Source organism: Shewanella sp. GutDb-MelDb, assembly GCF_002836075.1.
Lineage (GTDB): Bacteria > Pseudomonadota > Gammaproteobacteria > Enterobacterales > Shewanellaceae > Shewanella.
This window is the reverse complement of the sequence record NZ_PJBM01000228.1, coordinates 1-21520: the sequence shown is the minus strand read 5'-3', so window position 1 is coordinate 21520 and position 21520 is coordinate 1. Positions and strand designations below refer to the sequence as shown.

Genomic DNA, 21520 nt, shown 5'->3' with positions numbered 1-21520 from the left:
TGATGTGAAAGGCGTCTTTAGTATTTCAATCACACATACTCAATGCTTTAATGGTTGCTGATATTTGTCGTCTTTATAGGATGTATGGTTATGATCGTAAGGAAAGTCATTAAATATCTACCCGCACTATTATTTGGCATATTGTTGGCGGGAATGAGTCTAATTGCGTTTGATTTCGCTGCCAGTTATATGTTGGGATTCTTATTATCTAATACTGATATGCACAGCAATAGTTCAGAGTTTTTGTGGCTATTAATACATGATGTTGGTCTGAGTTTACTGCTTGCAGCAGGTATTTATTTTAGCTATCGGAAAATTCTGCCGCTGTTCCCGAATGATATTTTTGCGGTATTGCTAATGCAGGGGCCATTGGCTTTTATCAGTCTTTATCTGCTATCACCGTCGTTTGATTTTAGCTCTTTATACAGCAGTGTATCGTCTGTTTTAGGAGTGACTTCTGCAGTAGCAGTACTGCTGGTTTACTGGATGAGTAAGGCATTTTGGAAGGACTCTAAAGTGTCTGTTTGATGTGACTTTTGCTTTGTCCACACAGGCTGCGCCTGAGCAACGTCGTGGGACTCCATCCCACACCCGGGTAAGGAGGACTGCTCGTCTAGATGTGAATGGGTTCACGAATGTCGCGGTGGTATGGATGTCAAAGAGCGGCCTTATCCTCCTTGCATCCATCATGACGCCCCGACGAAGTTACATGCGTTGAATACAGGCCTCATACTCCACCAAAAATCGCCTAACGGCTCAGATGAGATATCCATGTCCCCCGAGCTTGAGCTCTATGTTTCTATATTAAGAACTCAGTGGCAAAATGATTGTGCTTTTCTAATCCAGTGTAGATATGGCAGAGGCCTTTGAAAAAATGGCCAATTCTGTTCCCGACAGAATTTGGCATTTCCTCCGTCCATGGAGGTCAGATGTTTTCGTTGAGCTTACAGGGACCCTCTCTTTTATAAAGAGTTGCGGCGAGCCTCTGCTGTATCTGCACATACGCTGACCGCAGGTCATTAGTTGCATCTGATGCAGGAAATGACCCATAAAGGTCATTAGATACTGAAATAGAAACAGTTAAGCTACTGTGCTTAAAAGGCTGAGGGCACCCAAGCCAAATGTTGACGCCTAAACGATGACAATTCCTCAGCGCTCAGGCATCCCACCTTACTGATGTACCAAACGACCATTCTTAACGACATCAATACAAGAGCTAACACCGTAAGTGTAGGCTAACTCTGCTGGAGTACTGATATTCCACAAGCAAAAATCGGCGTTCATGCCAGCTTCTAACACACCGACTTCAGCTTCAATACCTAATGCTTTAGCAGCGTTGCACGTCATACCCGCTAAGGCTTCTTCGGGCGTTAAACGCATTAAGGTACAGGCCATGTTGAGCATTAGTAGGCTTGAGCACATTGGTGATGAACCAGGGTTGTAATCGCTGGCAACCACCATGGGCACCTTGTATTGGCGCAGTAGCTCAATGGGAGGCATCTGAGTTTCGCGCAAGAAGTAGAATGCGCCGGGTAGTAGTGTGGCACAGGTGCCACTTTCGCTGAGAGCTTTTACGCCAGCTTCATCTAAATACTCGATGTGATCGACTGATTTGGCGCCGAGCTTGGCCGCCATGGCTGAGCCGCCTAGATTTGATAACTGCTCAGCGTGTAGCTTGATATCAAGTCCGGCATTTTTAGCGGCGGTGAGTACTCGTTCGGTTTGCTCTAGGTTGAAGGCGATATTTTCGCAAAATACATCGACAGCATCGGCAAGATTTTCTTCAATCACTCGTGGCAACATCTCGTTGATCACTAAGTCAACATAGGCATTGCTGTCATTTTTGTATTCTGGCGGAATAGCGTGAGCGCCTAAGAAGGTGGTTTTTACATCGACATGGTGATGCTTTCCTAGCTCGCGGGCAACGCGCAGTATTTTAAGCTCGGTTTCAATGTCTAAACCGTAACCCGATTTTATCTCTACCGTAGTGACGCCCTCTTTTGCTAAGGCATTTAGACGCTGGCGACCTAGTTCAAACAGCTCAGCTTCGTCGGCTTCGCGGCAGGCTTTAACAGTCGAAATAATGCCACCACCGCTGCGGGCGATCTCTTCGTAGCTAGCACCTTGAAGGCGCAGTTCAAATTCGTTGGCACGGTTACCCGCAAACACTAAGTGAGTGTGTGCATCAATTAATCCAGGGGTTAACCAGCCGCCTTTACCTTTGTAAGTGGGCGTGGCCAACACATCAAATTTAGGCAGGTCTGCGCGCTTGCCTACCCAGGCTATTTTGCCGTCTTGCACCGCGAGTGCGGCATCTTTAATAGCACCGTAAGGCTCTGCAATATTGGGTGACATAGTAGCAATATTGATATCAATCCAGACTTGATCCCACGACATGATGCTCTCTCTTTTTGTAGTTTTTGCAGAGGTTGAATACTAACACTAAGGGCTGCCACTAAAAATAATTTGTGAGCTAGCTTGTGTTTACTTGTATATACAAGCTAGGATTGTAGCCGAGTTTTCGACCATTAGAAATAGCCGCTGGACTGATATGTAATCGGTCATCAAAAACGGTATAAGACAGGATAACCGATGGCAACGCCAAAGTTTGCAGAGATTAAACAATACATTCGCGGTCAAATTGAGTCAGGGAGATGGGCTGAGAACAGCCGGGTTCCGTCTGAAAATCAATTAGCTGAATTGTTTAATTGCAGCCGTATGACGGCGCGCCGTGGCGTAACTGAATTAACTGAATCTGGCGTATTAGAACGCTCACAAGGGCTTGGTACTTTTGTGGCTGGGCTTAAATCGCAGTCATCGATGATGGCGATCCGTAACATTGCTGATGAAATTAAAGACCGTGGCCATGGTTACACTGTTCAACAAGTGGAGCTTACTGAAACGACAGCAACGGGCGCGATAGCGATTGCGCTGGGGCTGGAAGAGGGCGGCGCGGTGTTTTTGTCGGTGTTGGTGCATTGCGAGCAAGACACGCCACTGCAATTAGAGGAGCGTTTTGTGAATCCTAAGCTGGTGCCTGAGTACTTGGCGCAAGACTTTAGTCAACAAACCCCGCATGAATACTTATCGATGGTGGCACCGCTGACTGAAGCTAAGCACACCATTGAAGCCAAGTTGGCGGACGCTACCCAGTTGGCGCTATTACACATTGATGCGACAGAGCCTTGCTTACAAATCACTCGTCGCACTTGGTCGCGCCAAGGTGTAGTCAGTTTTGCCCGCTTGGTGCATCCCGGTAGCAGATTTAGATTAGGCGGCCACCTGACATTTAGTTAGCACCCATTTGGTCATAACCACTTTAGTACGAATGAATTAGCGAGAAAAATGACGTTGTCGCAGGTTAAGTCAGCCATGGCAATATCAGCATAAAAAAACAATAAGACAGTAAATAAAAAATAGATAAAAACAAATACAACAAACAAATTGAACGAGGTAGACCCCATGGATAAGAGACACGATCCAAGTCGTCGCATCATTGCGCCGCATGGAACTAAATTGAGCTGTAAAAGCTGGATGACAGAAGCGCCGATGCGCATGCTGATGAACAATTTACATCCAGATGTTGCTGAGCGCCCTGAAGATTTAGTGGTTTACGGCGGCATTGGCCGTGCAGCCCGCGACTGGGAATGTTACGACAAGATCATTGAAGTATTACAGCGTCTTGAAGAAGATGAAACCTTGATGGTGCAATCAGGTAAGCCCGTTGGCGTATTCAAAACCCACAGCAACGCACCACGCGTGATCATCGCTAACTCAAACCTAGTGCCACACTGGGCAAACTGGGAACACTTTAACGAATTAGATAAGAAAGGCTTGGCCATGTACGGCCAGATGACAGCGGGTTCTTGGATCTATATTGGTTCGCAAGGCATTGTGCAAGGCACTTACGAAACGTTTGTGGCAATGGCTAAGCAACACTTTGGCGGTTCATCTGCTGGTAAGTGGATTTTAACCGGTGGTCTTGGTGGTATGGGCGGCGCGCAGCCACTTGCTGGCACCATGGCGGGCTACTCAGTGCTGACCTGTGAAGTCGATGAAACCCGTATTGATTTCCGTCTTCGTACTAAATACGTCGACAAAAAAGCCACTTCACTCGATGAAGCTTTGGCGATGATTGAAGACGCTAACACCAGCGGTAAGCCGGTATCAGTCGGTCTACTCGGTAATGCGGCCGATATTTTTGCCGAGCTAGTTGAGCGCGGTATTACGCCAGACGTGGTTACCGATCAAACCTCAGCACACGATCCGCTCAACGGTTATCTGCCACAAGGCTGGACGCTTGAGCAAGCGATTGAGATGCGTAAAACCGATGAAGCTGCCGTGGTTAAAGCGGCTAAGCAATCGATGGCGGTTCAAGTTAGGGCCATGTTAGCGCTACAAGCGGCTGGCGCAGCAACTACCGACTACGGTAACAATATTCGTCAAATGGCATTTGAAGAGGGGGTTGAGAATGCATTCGACTTCCCAGGCTTTGTGCCTGCCTATGTACGCCCATTATTTTGTGAAGGTATTGGTCCATTCCGTTGGGTGGCACTTTCTGGTGACCCTGAAGATATCTATAAAACCGACGCTAAAGTTAAAGAGCTTATTCCTGATAACCCACAGCTACATAACTGGTTAGATATGGCTCGCGAGCGTATCGCTTTCCAAGGTCTGCCAGCACGTATTTGTTGGGTCGGCCTTAAAGACCGTGCTCGTTTGGCATTAGCCTTTAACGAAATGGTTAAAAATGGCGAGCTGTCAGCGCCCATCGTTATCGGTCGTGATCACTTAGATTCAGGCTCAGTTGCGAGTCCTAACCGTGAAACAGAATCCATGCTTGATGGTTCTGACGCGGTATCAGATTGGCCACTGATGAACGCACTGCTTAATACTGCTAGTGGCGCCACTTGGGTGTCATTGCATCACGGTGGCGGTGTCGGTATGGGCTTTAGCCAACACTCTGGTGTGGTGATTGTTGCTGATGGCAGCGATGACGCTGCCGTACGCCTAGGCCGAGTACTTTGGAATGACCCTGCAACAGGTGTGATGCGTCACGCTGATGCTGGATACGAACTCGCTAAAAATTGTGCAAAAGAGCAGAACTTAGATCTGCCGATGCTAGATACAGCCAAGACAGAAGGTAAGTAGAACATGAGCCATTTAGTATTAACGCCGGGTACCCTAACCCTGCCACAAATTCGTCAAATCAGTCGTGGAAAAGTGACCTTAGAACTCGCGTCAAGCGCAATAGCTGACATCAACATCAGCGCTGGTTTGGTACAACAGGTCTTAGATGAAGGCCGTACCGTTTACGGTATCAATACAGGTTTTGGTTTGCTGGCTAACACTAATATTGCCGCCGAAGACCTGCAACTGCTACAGCGCTCGATTGTACTTTCCCATGCGGCAGGTACCGGAAAGCTCATGAGTGATGCGACTGTGCGCTTGATGATGGTATTGAAGATTAACTCACTGAGCCGTGGCTTCTCCGGTATTCGTTTAGAGGTGATCAACTTCCTGATCAAGCTGGTTAACGCTGAAGTATATCCGTGCGTACCTGAAAAAGGCTCTGTTGGTGCGTCGGGTGATTTAGCGCCATTATCTCACATGAGCTTACCTCTGCTTGGTGAAGGTCAGATGCGCTACCAAGGTAAACTTATCTCTGCCATTGAAGCGTTGGGAATCGCCGACCTTGAGCCAATTGAACTTGCAGCCAAAGAGGGCTTAGCGTTACTCAATGGTACGCAAGCTTCAACCGCTTTAGCGCTGGAAGGTCTGTTTAATGCTGAAGATCTGTTTGCTGCCAGTTCAGTGATTGGTGCTATGAGTGTTGAAGCCGCAATGGGCAGTCGTAGCCCGTTTGATGCGCGTATTCATGCTGCTCGTGGCCAGAAAGGCCAGATTGATTCAGCGGCTGTATTCCGTCACTTATTAGCGGATGAATCTGAAATTAGTGTTGATCATCTTAACTGTGAAAAAGTGCAAGATCCTTATTCGCTGCGTTGTCAGCCACAGGTATTGGGTGCATGTTTAACGCAAATTCGCCACGCAGCTGAGGTGTTAGGCACCGAAGCTAACGGTGTAACTGATAACCCATTAGTGTTCCAAGATACCGGTGACATTATCTCAGGCGGTAACTTTCACGCTGAGCCAGTAGCGATGGCAGCCGATAACTTGGCGATTGCAATTGCGGAGTTGGGTTCAATTGCTGAACGTCGTATCGCGCTGCTTATCGATCCTAATTTGTCTAAGTTGCCGCCTTTCTTAGTTGAAAATGGCGGGGTAAACTCAGGCTTTATGATTGCGCAGGTAACTGCTGCAGCACTGGCTTCAGAGAACAAGACCTACGCTCACCCAGCCTCAGTCGATAGCTTGCCAACATCTGCTAACCAAGAAGACCATGTGTCTATGGCCACCTTTGCGGCGCGTCGTTTACGTTATATGTCTGAAAATACCCGCGGTGTGTTAGCGATTGAGCTATTGGCCTCGGCGCAAGGTTTAGATTTTCGTCGTCCATTACAGCCAAGTGCAGCAGTGGCAAAGGCGAAAGCTGAGATCCGTGAGTTGGTTTCTTATTACGATAAGGACCGTTTCTTCGGCCCCGATATCGAAGCATCAACAAACCTACTGCTGACTGCTAGCTTTAACGCTTACTTGCCAGCAGATATTCTGCCAAGCCTGTAACTGTTTTATCGGCTCGTTAGCCTTAAAATAGCTAGAAAGGGACTATCGATTGATAGTCCCTTTTTTTGTATCTACAGACTCGTGCTGAGATGGATCTTTGCCGATGAGTTGCATTGCAGCCTTTAGTCTTAAGGCTTATGTCTGTGTTGCTGAAAATCACAATTAGTAATAGCGTAAGGGCAGTAATTGAATGCGTCAGGAGACGGTATGACAAGTCAGTCTTTTCAAGACCAATACCCAGAAGATCTCAGTCATTGTTATGGCTGTGGTAAAAACAATCCTCATGGTCACCAACTCAAAAGCTATTGGGATGACGATGAAACCATCGCGCACTTTATGCCAAAGCCATTTCACACGGCAATACCGGGTTTTGTTTATGGTGGGCTGATAGCGTCCTTAATCGATTGCCACGGCACAGGCAGTGCCAGCGCCGCGGGTCAACGGGCATTTGGAAGTCGCGATCAAGAGCCGCCTCGGTTTGTCACCGCAGCACTGAATATTGACTATCTCGCACCGACGCCAATGGGTGTGGAGCTAGAGTTGCGTGGTGTTATTCGCGAGATAAAACCGAGAAAAGTGGTGTTAGATATCACACTATCCGCTAACGGAATAGTTTGTGCCGAAGGGCATATGGTGGCAGTGAAGATGCCAGAGAGCATGATGAATTAAACCGCTTTAGACCTTGATAGTTACTTTGGACTGACCAAGTGTGCTCCACTAGCAGGGTTTTACCACTAAAGATCTGACCTACAAGTACATCGTGTGGGTTTATTTTTCCAACGCCTTTTGGCGTGCCTGTCATCAGAATATCGCCATCTTCTAGCGATAAGAAGGTTTTAACCTCGTTTAACAGTGACTCTGGTTTGTGTAACATCAGATCATAATCAGCTGTTTGCACGACTTTGGCATTGATGGTTAGCTGCATCTTTAATTGTGACATCGGTTCAGTGATGGCAACGAATTGACTGAATAATGCTGATTGATCAAATGCTTTAGCCCTTTCCCAAGGCAGGCCTTTTTTCTTTAATGCGGATTGCAGATCCCTTTTGGTTAAATCCAAACCAAAACCCACCGCTACAAAGTTATCAGATTCAATCAGTAAGGATATTTCACCTTCGTAATGAATACTGTCTGTGTCATGAAGATAAAGGTGACTTGAGATAGCGGAATTGGGCTTTAAAAATATAACCGGCTCAGTCGGTACTTCATTATCGAGTTCTTTAATATGCTCGACATAATTTCTGCCAATGCATATGACTTTAGAAGGGGAGTATTGTTTATTTTGAAAACGAACACTATTTCTCATGAGTACGCCTTTTGGTACGGTTATTAATAATAAGCAACATGTTGCTACTCACAACGGTTTCAAGTGCAGTGTTTTTATGTGTAGTTTAAGTACTAAGCTCTACCCGCCATGGTGGATTAAGTCGATTTTCGCCTACCCAATCATCTAATTGCTGGTGCTCAAAATATATCACTATGCCACCGCCTTCAGGGCATTCGAAGCGCGCATAGTGGGGGGGCCGACTATTTGGGCGAAGCCTAAATCACGATAAAATTGAGTTGATATATCCATATCATTAACTGGCAGTGTTACTCGGTTTAAATTCATTCAATGTCCTTATTTGCTTGAAAAAACGGAGCTACCCCAAGATTTTTATTATCGATACTATAACAAGGTTTATATCACTGATAAAAACTACTCTAGCAAAGGTATATTAAAATAACGAGTTAGTATTATTGCGGTGTGGCATTGAATTATGCGGTAAGCGTTGGACATTTTAACTTCACTTTTGTTGGCCACATGGTTGATGCGTTCAAAGTTGTGGGTATAACTACCTATTGGATAAACACTAAAACGGATACAAAAGATCGAGTCACGTAGACTCGACCTCAAGCGTTGCAACTCGCAATAAGCAATTATGAACATTGATTGCTTGGCTAAGATTTTGAATCGAACTGATGTTTAACCTTTTGCATCATTTTCCCGACGAGTACGATGGTCACCGCACCAATGAGTACGGGAGTCACCAAAAATCCCCAGCTTTGCCCTGACAACATAATGAGTATTGGATTCGCTCCTGCTGGGGGATGGGTTGTTTTAGTGAATAACATGACACTGACTCCCAACCCCGTCGCTATCGCTAAACTCATTGGCGTTACGTCAATGAATTGAAAGAAAAACACTCCAATAAAAGAGGTGATTAGGTGACCTAGTATCACGTTTTTAGGTTGCGCTAGAGGGCTGTCAGAAACACCAAAAACAAGTACCGCAGTCGCTCCAAAAGGCGCCATTAGTAGAGCGGTATTGGTTAGCGTTGCATCAAAATACGACAGCAATCCAATCGCGAGTGATGTCCCAAGCCCTGCAATCAGCGCTAAGGTAAATTTGTTCATATTTATTTCCTAAAGCCAAGGAGACAGATGTGTCTACCTGTTAATTGTAGACAAATCTGTCTCCTTTTGTCAATATAGAAACTATTGGAGAGGAATATGAATATTAAACGTCAATTATTAATCGATACCGCTTTAGAGCTTTTTTATGAAAATGGCATTAATTCCATTGGCATTAATGAAGTGCTTAAGGTCTCAGGTATCGCTAAAAAAACCCTGTATCGTCACTTTGAAAGTAAAGACGCTTTAATACTTGCAGCCCTAGAGCAAAGGCATGCAATATTTATGGTGTGGCTAGAGGAGAAACTGCTGGGAGCTGGTTCTAATGACCGTGTAGTAATACAACTGTTTAATGCATTAGAAAGCTGGTTTACCGACTCAGAACCTATGTTGGGGAATTTTCGCGGTTGTTTCTTTATTAATAGTTCCGCTGAGTTTAGTGATCCCAATAGTCATTTATCTCGGTTTTGCCAAAGCCATAAAGCGCAAGTAAGACAGTTGATTACACGGCATGTAAAAGACAGTGATCCTATGCTTGTGGATGCACTATGCATAATGAAAGAGGGCGCCATAACAACTGCTTATGTGACTGGTGACCATACTGTCGCCACTAAATGTATCGATATACTTAAGCGCTTGTAAATTGCCTTGTGAGCTATCCATTACAATTGCTGAAAACAAGGCAGGGTTTCTGGTTGTTGGCTATCTGGTAAAGTTTGACATCTTAAAACTCAGGAGTGGATTAAGCGCCACAACTTTCTAGGCCGAAGGGCCTCAGCTCTAGTTGCTGCAGATAAAATTGTGCAGCAAAAATACTCTAAGCTGATACAAAAAGACCCAGCCGAATTGGCTAGGTCTCTAAAGGGTATTGCTTACACAAAGGGCGAACTACATGCGAGAATCCATCTCTTTCATCTTCAAGCTCATCAGCTGCTTAGTCCACTGGGCTTTATCTATGCCTTCTATCCAGAACACACGGCTTTCTCGAGTTTGGCCTTTACGTAAATAAGAGTCAGGCATTCTAAATACAGCTTGCCATACATTGACCGTTTCTTTCTTAATGAGTGCACCAGAATCGGCAAATAAGCTGATCTCTAATTCGATCATCACATAATGCTCTGTGCTATTGCTCGATAGCTCGAAGGTCAAGCCAAGGCGGCCATCATCGTCCCACTGCTCATTAAAAAAGCTAACTTTTACGCCACTTTTACCCGTTGATTTAAGCAGGGCTGCTTGAGCTATCGCATTTGAAGTCAGGTTGTCGGCATTGGCAGGTAATGTGGTCGGCACTGCTGGTGCTGTGTTAGCGACTGTGCTGTCGTCGGTTGCGACAGCGGCAGAAGTTGCTGCGATGGTGGCTGGTAGAGTGACTGCGGTTACAGTGCTGTCTTGAGTCTGACTTTCTAGGATCACATATTCCCAGGTAAAATCATCGTTGAGTTTGACTGTTGCGCCATTCTCTAGTGTGACTCGCCCGACTTCGTCTGCAAGTGCTGGTAAAGCAAAGACTAATAAGACGACAGAAGCGAAGGTTCGCAGAGTGTTATACATGACAATTTACCTGATAAAGGAGATTGTTCTAGCATAGTCAAACTGCAGATAAATTAATACTGACAAGATCAAAAATTCTCGCTTTAAGCTATCAGCCAAACTACATACTGTAACCAATGCTGAATACGGCAGATTCAGTGGCCGAATTATAACCAGCGCCTAAAGAAAGGTGCTTACCCACTACATAGCGTAAGCCTATCTCAGCTCCCCAAGTGGTATCTTTGTCAGTTTCCCAAACGGGCTTACCGCCGACAATCAAGGGCACGATATTATTGGTATAGGTATACTCGCTGGAATAAGCGGCGGCGCCGCCATATAAGCTTAACTTAGGCAGCAAGGTATAGCTGAGACCAAAGCGCCACTGGGTATCTTTGGTGTGGGCTTCGCCAGGCTCTTCTACAATGACATCAGTCTCTTTGCTCCGCGCATAGCCAATGTAATAGCCCCAGTTGGCATAATCAGTGTCGTAATGGCTTGGCGCAATGGTGATGCCATACATGTCAGATGTCGCGGGTATGTAGTCTAGCGTGAGGGCGATGACAGGTTTAGGTAAGATGGGTTCATCAAAACTGAAGTCATTAGCACTAACTTGAGTGCTCATTAAAGCCAAAAGGGTGACAATTAGATATTTGGTCATGGTCTTCTCATTTGGCTATCAGGTAATAGAAAATGGATTGTTGTGAATCTTTAGATTACAGTCAACTCACAATGCTCAAATAGCTGTTAAAATTGATGTTTGTAACGCTGTTGTTTGTTATTTGATTCTAGGGTGTTGGCTTTTTTTTATAAGATTGATGAGTTACTTTTTGTCTACTCACTATTTGGAGATTTAGATTTTGGATCAGGAATTACGAGCAACTATTACGCAATGGTTAGCCAGTGCTGGTATCGACAGCCAGCCTGCAGATGGGGTTTCAACTAGCATTTTGGTTGTAGCCTGTTTCATTGTGGCATTTATTGGCTACATTGTTGTTAAGCGAGGTGTCGTTAGCACGATGAACATGGTTATCCAGCGTTCTCGTGTCACTTGGGACGACATCTTCATGCGCTATCGCGTACTGGAGAAAATAGCTAAGCTGGTGCCTGCGCTGATCCTCAATATTATTCTGCCGCTAGCGTTGACCGAACATGCTGTATTGGCGAGTTTGGCGGACAGATTGTTAGATGTCACTATCGTTATTTTGTTTGTGCGAGCAGTGTATAGCGGACTTGATGCCGCCAATGAAATTGCAGATGTAAACTTGGTCAGCCGCCGATTACCCATCAAAAGCTTTGTGCAGTTGTTTAAGTTATTCATGTTTTTCGTCGCCATTATCATCTCTGTTTCAGTGCTTGCTGACCAATCGCCAGTCTATTTTCTCAGTGGTTTAGGTGTCGCAACGGGTTTGGTGATGTTGGTCTTTAGGGACACCATATTGGGTTTTGTGGCCGGAATTCAGTTGGCCGCCAATAGAATGGTGAGCCCAACGGATTGGATCCAAATGGACAAGTATGGCGCCGACGGTGCGGTAGAAGAGGTATCGCTGACCACGGTTAAAGTGCGAAATTGGGATCAGACGATTACCATGATCCCAGCTTATGCTTTGGTGTCTGATGCCTTTAAAAATTGGCGCGGAATGTCTGAATCAGGTGGTCGCAGGATCAAGCGTTCGGTGCAAATAGATATCTGTTCAATCGGTTTTTTAACCGAAGACGATAAACAACGCTTAGCTAAGATTAATCACCTTAAGTCTTATTTCACTGCTAAATCGCAGGAGATCGCTACATTTAACGCTCAAGTTGTTGATGCCGACATGCCCGTGAATAGTCGTCACCTAACCAACATCGGCACGTTCAGAGCTTACATGTTGTCCTACTTGAAACAGCATGAGCAAATACATAAAGACATGACATTGATGGTTCGTCAGCTTGCGCCGACATCATCGGGTGTCCCTATTGAGCTATATATTTTCACCAACGATACTCGGTGGACAGTGTATGAAGACATTCAGGCTGATATCTTTGACCATGTGTTCGCCATATTGCCGGAGTTTGGTTTAAGGGTTTACCAAGGGCCAACAGGCGCAGATGTTCGCAGCTTGCAAAGCCACTAAACCGAACTGAGAAGTTAATTTAAAGAAAAAAGGCACGTATTTACGTGCCTTTTCGATGGGCTATTTTTAAACTGAGCTCGGGTTTACGATCACATTGATGCCGTCGTTAAACTAAATGTCGACCCCCATCAATCTTGAGCACTTGTCCCGTCACATACTGACTCTGCAACAAGTAAGTCACCGCATTTAAAATCTCACTCTCGCCACCCTCTTTCTGTAGCAGTGATTTTTTGAGGGCTTTTTGCTTGTACTGCTCATCGTCATCGGGGTTAAACATCAGCATGGCGGGCGCAATACTGTTGACCTTAACACTAGGCGCTAACTTAGCGGCAAACGATAAGGTTAAGTTGTGCAGTGCTGCTTTACTGGCGGCATAAGCGGCATGCTTCTTACTGCCTTTTTCAGCGACATAATCGGTAATGTGAATAATATCAGCAGTGCCTCCGGTATAGGCATTGAGCTGCTCTGTCAGGGCAAGGTTGATAGCATAAGGCACGCTGACATGAATACGCATCATCTTGTCGATAATGGATATGGCAGAGGCTGCATCACCGTCTGGTAACCAATCGGATGCATTATGGATAATGGCTCTGATTGCAGGTTGCTGTTTTAGCGTGACCAGTAGCTCATCAAGTTGTGATGCATCTTCAAAGTCACATCGATGCAGCTCGACACCTAAGGTTTCAAGCTCTTGCAGTTGCGGGTATTGGCTACGATAGGTGCCAATCACCTTGTGTCCTAGCTGGGCTAAATGTTTAGCAAGATAAAAGCCGACACGCTTACCGACTCCCGTAATTAAAATGGGGGCTGTCATTATACCACTTCCGTTAATCTAATTCCTTTAGGGCCTGATAGCCGAGGTGCTGATTTTATTTATCTTAAAAACTCTGCACGGGTTGAAGCATTCGATTTAAAGTTTCCACCCAGTGCTGTCGTTTGAGTTTTAGATTGGGTATCCATAACCCCTCTGGACTTTACGCAGTAGTGCGTGGCGTCAATGCTCACCGCTACATTATCGGTCGCCAGTAATGTTTGCAGTGCGACTAAAATTTGCTTGGTTAAGCGCTCTTGCACCTGAGGGCGTTGAGCAAAAAATCGCACAATGCGGTTGATCTTCGATAAACCGATAATGGTGTTATTGGGTATGTAGGCGACTTTTGCGAGCCCATCGATGGTGACAAAGTGGTGCTCGCAGGTGCTGACCACGCTGATATCGGTGATCCGTACCATTTCATCGATAGCCATTTTATTTTCAATTTGGGCAATTTTGGGGAAATTTGCATAATCTAAGCCTGCAAATATTTCGTTTACATACATCTTGGCAATACGATGCGGAGTTTCTTGCAAACTGTCATCGCTAAGATCGAGCCCTAGGGTGGATACGACTTCAGTCATTAAGCCTTTAATACGTTCATATTTTTGCTCGGCGGTCATATCCGAGGGCGTTAATGGCGTTTCGAGCCCTTGGGCAATGAGTGCTTCTCTCACTTGTTCAGCCTGTGATACATCCATAGTTGACTCCTGCTGTGAATGAATAATTTGGCAATTGGGCATTAGGATTTACGGTACTCGAGTGACAATGAAACAGAGTCTGCAAATCTTAATGCATGGGGTTTATCAATCGTCACACGGGCATATTGCACCCATGGATGTTGACTACTGATGTCGAGTACGTCAGACACGAGCTTTTCTAACAGTAGGAATCGTCCCTCTTCCACATGTTGGATAACCGCTTTGGTCACTTTCTTGTAGTTGAGCGCTTCGTCTACATTATCTTCTCGAATCGCATTGCTTGCGGGGTAGTGGATTTCAATGTTAATCACCACGTCCTGCATCTTCTCGCGCTCTTCGATATTGAAGCCGATGTAGGTGCGCAGGCGTAAATTGGTCACTTTTATAATGGCATTGCTGGTCGTCATTTAGAGTCCTTTTAAATGGATACTGATGGTATTCAGTATCTGTTCATTCAGTGGAAATTTAAAGCACTGAAAGCAAAAAGCTAATAGTTATTCTCGGCTAAGGCATCCATCCAGTCGTATATCGAACGTTAGCTTCCTTAGCTACGGGCTTTCAAACTCACGCGAGGCCAAAAGTACAATTATAGGCAAGAATACGGATAATCCCGCGATTAAGATCAACTCTTAACGACTCATTTACATCAAGCAGAGATCTAAAAGTCAACTGACATCGTACAGATTAGTCATGTTTAGCGCTGAAGATGAGTCCGCTATGGGGAAAAATGAACGTGTTTGGCTAGGACTGGGTTATGCCGGGCTGTTGCCTTTTATCTTATCCACATTAATGGTTTGGCTGGGTTGGCAGCAGCCGTGGTTTAGTGCCCATTTTGCGTTTATTAGCTACAGCGCGATTATCCTTAGCTTTATTTCCGGCACTCTTTGGGGCCGTGCGCTAGCCCTATCGACGAGTGGCACCATAGGTCGATTACTGATCCTCAGTAATCTTTATTCAATACTCGCTTGGGTCGCTTTATTACTCAATCAAGAGGTCATCAGTCTGGCAATTCTGTCGGTAGGTTATTTAAGTTTGCTTGCGGTTGAGAAAAAATCGCAAGCGCTATGCCTTAATGATGACTATCTCTCGATGAGACATCGCCTAACGTTGGTGGCTGTGAGTATGCATTTACTGATGTTGATCCATCAGTTGTTTGGAGGTTTGCAATGAAACTACGTATTTTTTATGACTCACTTTGTCCGCTTTGTGACGCTGAAATGCAGCATATAAAAGCCCGAGATATTGGCGATGATATAGAACTACAAGATCTTAATCAGAGTGATTTTGCGAGTAAATTTCCAGAGATTGATTTCACTGTTGCTAACCGCATACTGCATGCCCAACGTCCAGATGGTTCAATTATTACCGGGCTTGATGTTACTTACGAAGCTTGGAAAGTGGTCGGCAAAGAGAGGTGGGTTTCACTGCTACGCTGCTCATTAGTGAAACCATTCGCCGATAAAGGTTATCTATTTTTTGCTAAGCATCGCTACCGTATCTCTTACCTGTTAACCGGTAAGAAGCGTTGCGAAAGTGGTACTTGTTCCCGCTAGCGTGAGTGGTTTACACGATTCATCTCGATTCAACTAGAATTAATTTTGACCACAATGCAATCAATCCCATGACTCAATCGTTATAGGGTTGAATGTGTTATCTATCAAAAGGAATAATCGATATGAAATCTACAACAGCACTCGGCGTAACCGTGGCAGGTATTTTGGCTGCCAGTTTATCTTTAGGTGCACAAGCGGTACCTGATCAACCGAAAGAGTGGGAAAAATGCGCTGGTATCGCTAAAGCGGGTGCCAATGATTGTGGTGCTTTAGATGGTAGCCATGGTTGTGCGGGCCAAGCTAAAACTGACAACTTGGCGGCTGAGTGGGTTTATGTGCCCGCTGGAACATGCGACAAGATAGCCGGCGGCGAAGTAAAAGCGGTTAAACCGGCTAAAAGCTAATGTTAGCTACGGCTATAGCAGGCGCAGGTATTGGCCTGCGCATTCCTCACGTACAACAGATTCTGGCTGACGACAGTGTTGAGATCCCTTGGCTTGAAGTATTGGTTGATAACTGGCTGGTGGACGGCGGACTGAATCAACATCTGCTCAATCGTATTAGCGAGCGTTTTCCGCTGGTGTTTCACAGCGTGGGCTTGTCTCTTGGCGGTGCGAATACGCTAGATGTTGATTACCTCAATAAGATCAAATCACTCAAGCAAGCGTGTGGCGGCCATTGGTATTCGGAACACGCGAGCTTTTCTGGCAACGACGATTTTAAGGTGGCTGACCTGCTACCGCTGCCCTATACCGCCGAAGCGGTAATGCATATCAGTAACAGGATAAAGCAAACTCAAGACATTATGGGTGAAAGAATATTGCTCGAAAATGTGTCTACCTACATGAGCTGTCAACATAATGAATTGAGTGAGGGGGAGTTTATCGCCGCGATTGCCGAAGAGGCAGATTGCTATCTGCTGCTTGATATCAACAATGCTTTTGTGACGAGCGTGAATCTTGATCAGCAGTTGCAGTCATTTTTAGATGCTGTACCTGCACAGCGGGTGAAACAGATCCACTTGGCAGGCTTTCATCAAAAAGGTGACTATCTGCTTGATGCGCATAACCACCCCGTCGATCCGCAAGTCTGGAACGCTTATCAGCGCTATATAGAGCTTAATGGCAATATTCCCACCATGATCGAGTGGGACAGCGAGATCCCTTCATTAAATAGACTGTTGCAAGAGCGACAGATTGCCGCTGATATCATGCAGTTCAACAGCAAGCCATCAGCGGGGGTTGACCAATGCGCTTAGCTGACTGGCAAGGGGCGTTTATTCAAGCGTTGCAAGCTGATGGCGATGATAGTGAGCTGCTCAGCATGGTCAATCAGCGTGAACAGTCGCGGCTGAGTGTCTATCGCAATAATGCATTTCAGGCGTTGTTAAATGGTTTACAGACCAGTTTTCCAGTGTGCCAAACGGTGCTAGGTGAGGGCTGTTTTAGTCAGTTAGCGCAGCAGTATTGCACCGCTTATCCACTTAACGACGCTAATTTAAATCATTATGGCGCACAGTTTTCACAGCTGCTCGCTAAAGAGATAAAGCAACATCAAGCGTTTGCGGGACTTGAGTATCTGCCTGAACTCGCGGCGCTAGAGTGGTCGTTAAAGCAAGGTTATTACGCACAGAACCGTACAGATTTTTTGCAACAACCGCAGGTGTGTAAACTTGAAAGGCTGGGACAACTGAGTGAAGTGCAGCAACAACAAGCGGTGTTGTTATTACAGCCTGACATGGAGTTACTTACCTGTAGGTATCCAGTGCATCGCATTTGGTTAAAGCATCAAGCTTCAGCTGATGCAGTGAAATATTCACAGTCGCAAAGCGACACATCTCCACTATACCTATTGACCTTTAGAGAGCGTTTTAAGACGACATTCACGCTGGTTTCAGCTGCTGAAGCACTGCTATTGCTGGCGATAAAGCGCGGCTTGTCTTTGGGGGCATTAACGGATGCTGATGTTGATTTGAACATACTGCCGCAGTTGATCCAACAAGGGTGGATTGCTGGCTATAGGTCAATGGTAACCCATGATGGATAGAGAGCTGTTACAGAGCTTATACCGTTATTGTTTATGTCTCACTCGGCATAATGCGCAAGCGGAAGACCTACTGCAAACAGCCATTGAACGTTGGTTAAAGAGCGAAGCAAAACCAGAGCACCCTAGGGCCTATTTACGCACCGTGATCCGTAATCAATTTATTGATGATTGCAGGCGCTTAAAAATAATTGATTTCGAACCCATAGATGATCATGCTCCCGCCTTACTCGATGAAACATGTTTGGAAGAGGTCGAGCTACAGCATGACTTAATCGAGTATCTGTTTTCGCAGCTAAACGCGGCGGAACGAGAGGTGCTTTATCTATGGGCGGTTGAGGGCTATAGCGCCGCTGAAATTGCTAAGGATTTAGGTCAACCCAGAGGCACCATTTTATCGAGATTGCATCGTATTAAGATTAAATCAGTCGATATTATGCAGCTGTCTGCTCAAACAAATACCACAGGTCAGGGGGGCTAACATCATGAGTAAAAAACACGGCGCCGCCGACAACAACTTTAAAGGCATGGTAAAGCAATATATTGAAGCACAAAGTCTTTCACAAGATGGGCTCGCACGCATGGAAGCGCTGTTAGCGGCTGACTCGTCAACGTTGGCCGCAGACACGCCGTCACTAGCGCAGCCTGCTACCCTGACCGATGCTCAGCTTACTGAATATAATCGTGCTCAGTGCAGCGAAGTACCTGGCGAAATATCTACTGGTGCAAGCGCGGGCAAGATCCCTAACAAAAAATCTCGCAGTATCAGCAAAATGGTTTACGCCATGGTCGCCAGCTTATTGCTGCTGGTGGCAGGATATCAGTTGTCTTCGAGTGTGGAGTTACGCCGTTATTTACACTCAGGTTCACCGGCCATTGCGGCTAGAGATATGGGCTGGAAAATAGCCGATGAAGTCGCCCGTAATCATGTGAAGATGAAACCACTGGAAGTGCAAACACAAAACTTAAACCAGCTTAGAGAGTATTTCACTCAACTGGATTTCACCTTGGTTAATTCGAGTTTGTTAGATAACTCCGCAAGTAAAATGTTGGGCGGCCGCTACTGCTCCATTCAAGGGCTAACAGCCGCGCAGATCCGCTTTAAACAGGATAACGGTGCACCCGTTACTCTGTATGAGGTGCAATACGATCCCAGTCTTTATGGAGAGCTGCCAGTGCTAGAGCAAGGGCAGCAACCCATTGAACAAGTCGTAAGGGGCGTAGAGGTATCAATCTGGATCGAGAAGGGCTTACTGATGGCAACGGCTCGTTCGGTCGATTGAATTTATCTTATTGGTGGACTTGCTGCTGAGCTATCTATTTTGTGGGTCGATAAACAGGTGATCTCGGCGAAATAGTTGCCACTGATCAATTTTTTCGCCATTTGGCAAAATACAATTACCGCTGGAAAGATCTGAAGTACCACCCAGTTTTAAGCAGTATTCCGCTGCTGGATTCGGAGTGTGTAGCATCTCGGTCACTTCAATATCCTCATTACTCTCTTTGTGGTCACGCTTATACAGCTGCCACTCTTCCACTCTCTCACCACTGGGCAAGGTGCAATAACCAACTTGCCCATCTTCTTCAGATTCAATCGAGAGGGTACCGCCTTGAGCGACACAATAAGTAGATGCGGGGTTTGCCAAGCTGATAGAGCCCGCTGACGCTTGTTCTGTTTTCTGAGCATCGCAGCCTAGGAGAAATAATGTTGTGATGGTTATAAGACTAAGTAAGGTTATTTTTCTCATGTTGCGTTCTCTGCTGTGTGTTGGCTGATAAGTATCGTTATAAGTACTAACGCACCGAATACGCAAAAGGGTTAGTTGAGGCACGACTATAGAAAGAATAGTTAACAAATCGCCTTTTGATTCACTACTTTCATTTATCTCTGTGACGGACTAAACGCAAACTTGGTTACGTCCTTTTTTCTTCGCCTTGTATAAGGCTACATCAGATCTCTTCAGGGTTTGTTCAAAAGTTTCGCCATTTTTATGTTCTGCAACGCCTATCGAGATGGTGACATTGACAGTTTTCCTGTCACTTTGAGTGGTGCTACGTTTAGCTTTGGTTTGTTGCTTACGTTTATCATTGCGTAGCACTATATCGTAGTCTTCTATGGCCTCGCGCACCTCTTCAAGATAGAGGATAACTGATGATACATCTTTACGGGGAAAGATGATGGTGAACTCCTCACCGCCATAGCGGAAGGCTTTACCATTGCCATTTACCTGGTCAATTTTACTGGAGACGAGCTTAAGAACCTGATCACCAACATCATGGCCATAGGTATCATTAAACTTCTTAAAATGATCTATATCTAGCATGGCCACGCTGTATTTACGGCCTAGGGAAAGCACTGCATTATAAAGGGCACGGCGTGAAGCGAGCCCTGTTAGTTCATCACGATAAGCGAGAAAGTAGGAATCTGTCAGGACCGTTAAAATATAAAGAATGGCCAATGCTGTCATGGAAATGGAGATGGGGATCAAGCTAGGATAAATAAAATGTATTGCCCATAATACTAATGTAATGAATATCGAAGTATTGACCAAATTAGACGGCCAAATTCCTCGCATAAAAGCCAATAATAAGCAGATATACAAAGGCGTTAATATTCGAATCTCTATGGTAACCATACTGGGAAGATAACTATCGAGTGTTATCTTGAATTTAGTGTTAACCCAGATCCAACCTAAAGCGACTGCCAAGCTCAATATTACCCCAAGGATCCTCACTACACTATGGGAAGACAGAAGCCCTCTGTCTTTAATAAACGCGAACCAAGTAATGGTGAGAGCACCTGCAAGCAGTAGCGGATCTGAGTATAGATTTAACTCTGTTATTGCAACTTGATCAGTGGTGATACAGAAGTAATATGCCAACAATAAGATGGCTAAATAGGCTAATCGACTGCGGTTGAATTGCAGCGCGATGATAGCGACAGCAGGAAGTAGCCAGTTAGGCAGTTGTTCAATCACTCCTTGCCAAGTTTGTAAGCTTGGCTGAGAGAGCTGAATTATGCTCAATGTTATGCCAGTGAATAAAAGGGGAAGAAAGAAATAGCGACATCGGTGGTAAAAGGCAGACAAAACAAACCTCAACATAAACTTAGTTAAACACTGAACTCAGTAAAAACAGAACTCAATAATCAGCTCAGTCGTTTACATCGAGTCATAGCATGAGTAAAAAACAACAATCTATAGCCTAAGTAAGTCGACACTTTTAGCATAAGATAAAGCCTGTGATTAATATAAAATGAAAAACCTTTAAAACATGTTCCTTCCGAGCTTTATTCGGCAGAACTCGGCATTTCATTTAGCGAAAATCCACAACGGAAATTATATCTTCAGTTATTAATAATCAATAGTATAATTTTATTTTAGAGATAGTGGTACTCAGTACCTATGGGCTCTTCAGTTGAGGGTAGGGGTAGCATGGTTTAGACCATTTATTGTGGTATGGGGTTTTCCGCGGCAGAGTTTCTGAACGTTTACAAAGGCCGTTATTAAAATGATGCACACTCATGGCCGCCATGTTATAAAAAGGAGCTGATAGAGGCTAAGCGTTGACATCACTCAAACTAGGCATACAACTGATTTGTAGTGGTTATTTAGTGTTTAGAGAAAATTAATATAACTTTCTCTAATAAACTTTCTTTTCCTAAAAAAAACTGAATTACGCTAATAA

Annotated in this window: 24 protein-coding genes and 1 pseudogene; 14 read left to right on the top strand and 11 right to left on the bottom strand. The window is 45.1% G+C overall.

Features of this window, described 5'->3' with window-relative positions; all coding sequences use genetic code 11:
- Nucleotides 1-90 precede the first annotated feature (90 nt).
- On the top strand, nt 91-528 hold the full coding sequence (locus CXF82_RS12730) for a hypothetical protein (RefSeq protein WP_102044299.1): 438 nt from the start codon (nt 91-93) through the stop codon (nt 526-528).
- Between the two features lie 642 nt (nt 529-1170).
- Here CXF82_RS12730 and hutI read toward each other — a convergent pair.
- Complete coding sequence (hutI, locus tag CXF82_RS12725) at nt 1171-2397, bottom strand: imidazolonepropionase (protein ID WP_102044298.1); 1227 nt, start codon at nt 2395-2397, stop codon at nt 1171-1173.
- A 195-nt stretch (nt 2398-2592) separates the two neighbouring features.
- On the opposite strand from hutI, the gene hutC reads away from it, so the two are divergent.
- The 4 genes from hutC (at nt 2593) to CXF82_RS12705 (ending at nt 7356) form a co-directional block, all read left to right on the top strand.
- Nucleotides 2593-3297 carry a histidine utilization repressor gene (gene hutC, locus CXF82_RS12720; protein WP_102044297.1) on the top strand — a complete coding sequence of 235 codons (705 nt, stop codon included), beginning with the start codon at nt 2593-2595 and terminating at the stop codon, nt 3295-3297.
- A gap of 165 nt (nt 3298-3462) precedes the next feature.
- Nucleotides 3463-5151, top strand: coding sequence for a urocanate hydratase (gene hutU, locus CXF82_RS12715; RefSeq protein ID WP_101091968.1), 1689 nt, complete (start codon nt 3463-3465; stop codon nt 5149-5151).
- A gap of 3 nt (nt 5152-5154) precedes the next feature.
- Nucleotides 5155-6687 carry a histidine ammonia-lyase gene (gene hutH / locus CXF82_RS12710; RefSeq protein WP_102044296.1) on the top strand — a complete coding sequence of 511 codons (1533 nt, stop codon included), beginning with the start codon at nt 5155-5157 and terminating at the stop codon, nt 6685-6687.
- 207 nt (nt 6688-6894) lie between these two features.
- Nucleotides 6895-7356 carry a PaaI family thioesterase gene (locus CXF82_RS12705; RefSeq protein ID WP_102044295.1) on the top strand — a complete coding sequence of 154 codons (462 nt, stop codon included), beginning with the start codon at nt 6895-6897 and terminating at the stop codon, nt 7354-7356.
- Here the strand turns inward: CXF82_RS12705 and CXF82_RS12700 are convergent.
- The 3 genes and pseudogenes from CXF82_RS12700 to CXF82_RS12690 all read right to left on the bottom strand — a co-directional run bounded on the left by CXF82_RS12700 (nt 7289) and on the right by CXF82_RS12690 (nt 9084).
- The gene (locus tag CXF82_RS12700; RefSeq protein WP_102044294.1) at nt 7289-7993 is read right to left on the bottom strand and encodes a fumarylacetoacetate hydrolase family protein; all 705 of its coding nucleotides are present in this window, start codon (nt 7991-7993) and stop codon (nt 7289-7291) included. The genes CXF82_RS12705 and CXF82_RS12700 overlap by 68 nt on opposite strands.
- Nucleotides 7994-8078: 85 nt before the next feature.
- A pseudogene (locus CXF82_RS12695) lies at nt 8079-8299 on the bottom strand (VOC family protein).
- Nucleotides 8300-8628: 329 nt separating this feature from the next.
- Nucleotides 8629-9084 carry an HPP family protein gene (locus CXF82_RS12690; RefSeq protein ID WP_102044293.1) on the bottom strand — a complete coding sequence of 152 codons (456 nt, stop codon included), beginning with the start codon at nt 9082-9084 and terminating at the stop codon, nt 8629-8631.
- Between the two features lie 96 nt (nt 9085-9180).
- Between CXF82_RS12690 and CXF82_RS12685 the strand changes: the two genes are divergently transcribed.
- Nucleotides 9181-9723, top strand: a complete 543-nt coding sequence (locus CXF82_RS12685; protein WP_102039033.1) for a TetR/AcrR family transcriptional regulator — start codon at nt 9181-9183, stop codon at nt 9721-9723.
- Nucleotides 9724-9969: 246 nt separating this feature from the next.
- On the opposite strand, the gene CXF82_RS12680 is transcribed toward CXF82_RS12685, so the two are convergent.
- On the bottom strand, nt 9970-10632 hold the full coding sequence (locus CXF82_RS12680; protein ID WP_102044292.1) for a DUF3157 family protein: 663 nt from the start codon (nt 10630-10632) through the stop codon (nt 9970-9972).
- 100 nt (nt 10633-10732) lie between these two features.
- Nucleotides 10733-11269: an outer membrane beta-barrel protein gene (locus tag CXF82_RS12675; RefSeq protein ID WP_102044291.1), complete on the bottom strand. Its 537-nt coding sequence runs from the start codon at nt 11267-11269 to the stop codon at nt 10733-10735.
- A gap of 199 nt (nt 11270-11468) precedes the next feature.
- Between CXF82_RS12675 and CXF82_RS12670 the strand changes: the two genes are divergently transcribed.
- Complete coding sequence (locus tag CXF82_RS12670) at nt 11469-12725, top strand: mechanosensitive ion channel family protein (protein WP_101091960.1); 1257 nt, start codon at nt 11469-11471, stop codon at nt 12723-12725.
- Between the two features lie 106 nt (nt 12726-12831).
- Here the strand turns inward: CXF82_RS12670 and folM are convergent, their stop codons facing one another.
- The 3 genes from folM to folX are packed head-to-tail and all read right to left on the bottom strand — an operon-like array spanning nt 12832 to nt 14644.
- Entirely contained in the window at nt 12832-13539 is a 708-nt protein-coding gene (gene folM / locus CXF82_RS12665; protein ID WP_102044290.1) for a dihydromonapterin reductase, read from the bottom strand.
- Between the two features lie 59 nt (nt 13540-13598).
- The gene (gene folE / locus CXF82_RS12660; protein ID WP_101091958.1) at nt 13599-14237 is read right to left on the bottom strand and encodes a GTP cyclohydrolase I FolE; all 639 of its coding nucleotides are present in this window, start codon (nt 14235-14237) and stop codon (nt 13599-13601) included.
- A 41-nt stretch (nt 14238-14278) separates the two neighbouring features.
- Nucleotides 14279-14644 (bottom strand): dihydroneopterin triphosphate 2'-epimerase, encoded by a 366-nt coding sequence (gene folX, locus CXF82_RS12655; protein WP_101091957.1) that lies wholly within the window; start codon nt 14642-14644, stop codon nt 14279-14281.
- Nucleotides 14645-14927: 283 nt separating this feature from the next.
- Between folX and CXF82_RS12650 the strand changes: the two genes are divergently transcribed.
- The 7 genes from CXF82_RS12650 (at nt 14928) to CXF82_RS12620 (ending at nt 19116) form a co-directional block, all read left to right on the top strand.
- Nucleotides 14928-15407, top strand: a complete 480-nt coding sequence (locus tag CXF82_RS12650) for a DUF3429 domain-containing protein (RefSeq protein WP_102044289.1) — start codon at nt 14928-14930, stop codon at nt 15405-15407.
- Nucleotides 15404-15790 carry a thiol-disulfide oxidoreductase DCC family protein gene (locus CXF82_RS12645; protein ID WP_102044288.1) on the top strand — a complete coding sequence of 129 codons (387 nt, stop codon included), beginning with the start codon at nt 15404-15406 and terminating at the stop codon, nt 15788-15790. The genes CXF82_RS12650 and CXF82_RS12645 overlap by 4 nt, the downstream gene beginning before the upstream one ends.
- A 122-nt stretch (nt 15791-15912) precedes the next feature.
- The gene (locus tag CXF82_RS12640) at nt 15913-16194 is read left to right on the top strand and encodes a BufA1 family periplasmic bufferin-type metallophore (protein WP_101091954.1); all 282 of its coding nucleotides are present in this window, start codon (nt 15913-15915) and stop codon (nt 16192-16194) included.
- Nucleotides 16194-17048 carry an MbnB/TglH/ChrH family RiPP precursor modification enzyme gene (locus tag CXF82_RS12635; protein WP_102044287.1) on the top strand — a complete coding sequence of 285 codons (855 nt, stop codon included), beginning with the start codon at nt 16194-16196 and terminating at the stop codon, nt 17046-17048. The genes CXF82_RS12640 and CXF82_RS12635 overlap by 1 nt, the downstream gene beginning before the upstream one ends.
- Nucleotides 17039-17836, top strand: coding sequence for an HvfC/BufC N-terminal domain-containing protein (locus tag CXF82_RS12630; protein ID WP_102044286.1), 798 nt, complete (start codon nt 17039-17041; stop codon nt 17834-17836). The genes CXF82_RS12635 and CXF82_RS12630 overlap by 10 nt, the downstream gene beginning before the upstream one ends.
- Nucleotides 17826-18314 carry an RNA polymerase sigma factor gene (locus tag CXF82_RS12625; RefSeq protein WP_257982780.1) on the top strand — a complete coding sequence of 163 codons (489 nt, stop codon included), beginning with the start codon at nt 17826-17828 and terminating at the stop codon, nt 18312-18314. Before CXF82_RS12630 ends, CXF82_RS12625 begins: the two co-directional genes overlap by 11 nt.
- 4 nt (nt 18315-18318) lie before the next feature.
- Entirely contained in the window at nt 18319-19116 is a 798-nt protein-coding gene (locus CXF82_RS12620) for a hypothetical protein (RefSeq protein ID WP_102044285.1), read from the top strand.
- Nucleotides 19117-19146: 30 nt separating this feature from the next.
- Here the strand turns inward: CXF82_RS12620 and CXF82_RS22475 are convergent, their stop codons facing one another.
- Together CXF82_RS22475 and CXF82_RS12605 are read right to left on the bottom strand one after the other, a co-directional pair.
- Nucleotides 19147-19581 (bottom strand): DUF333 domain-containing protein, encoded by a 435-nt coding sequence (locus CXF82_RS22475; protein WP_219621785.1) that lies wholly within the window; start codon nt 19579-19581, stop codon nt 19147-19149.
- Between the two features lie 150 nt (nt 19582-19731).
- Nucleotides 19732-20859: a GGDEF domain-containing protein gene (locus CXF82_RS12605; protein ID WP_308304385.1), complete on the bottom strand. Its 1128-nt coding sequence runs from the start codon at nt 20857-20859 to the stop codon at nt 19732-19734.
- Nucleotides 20860-21520: the final 661 nt, after the last annotated feature.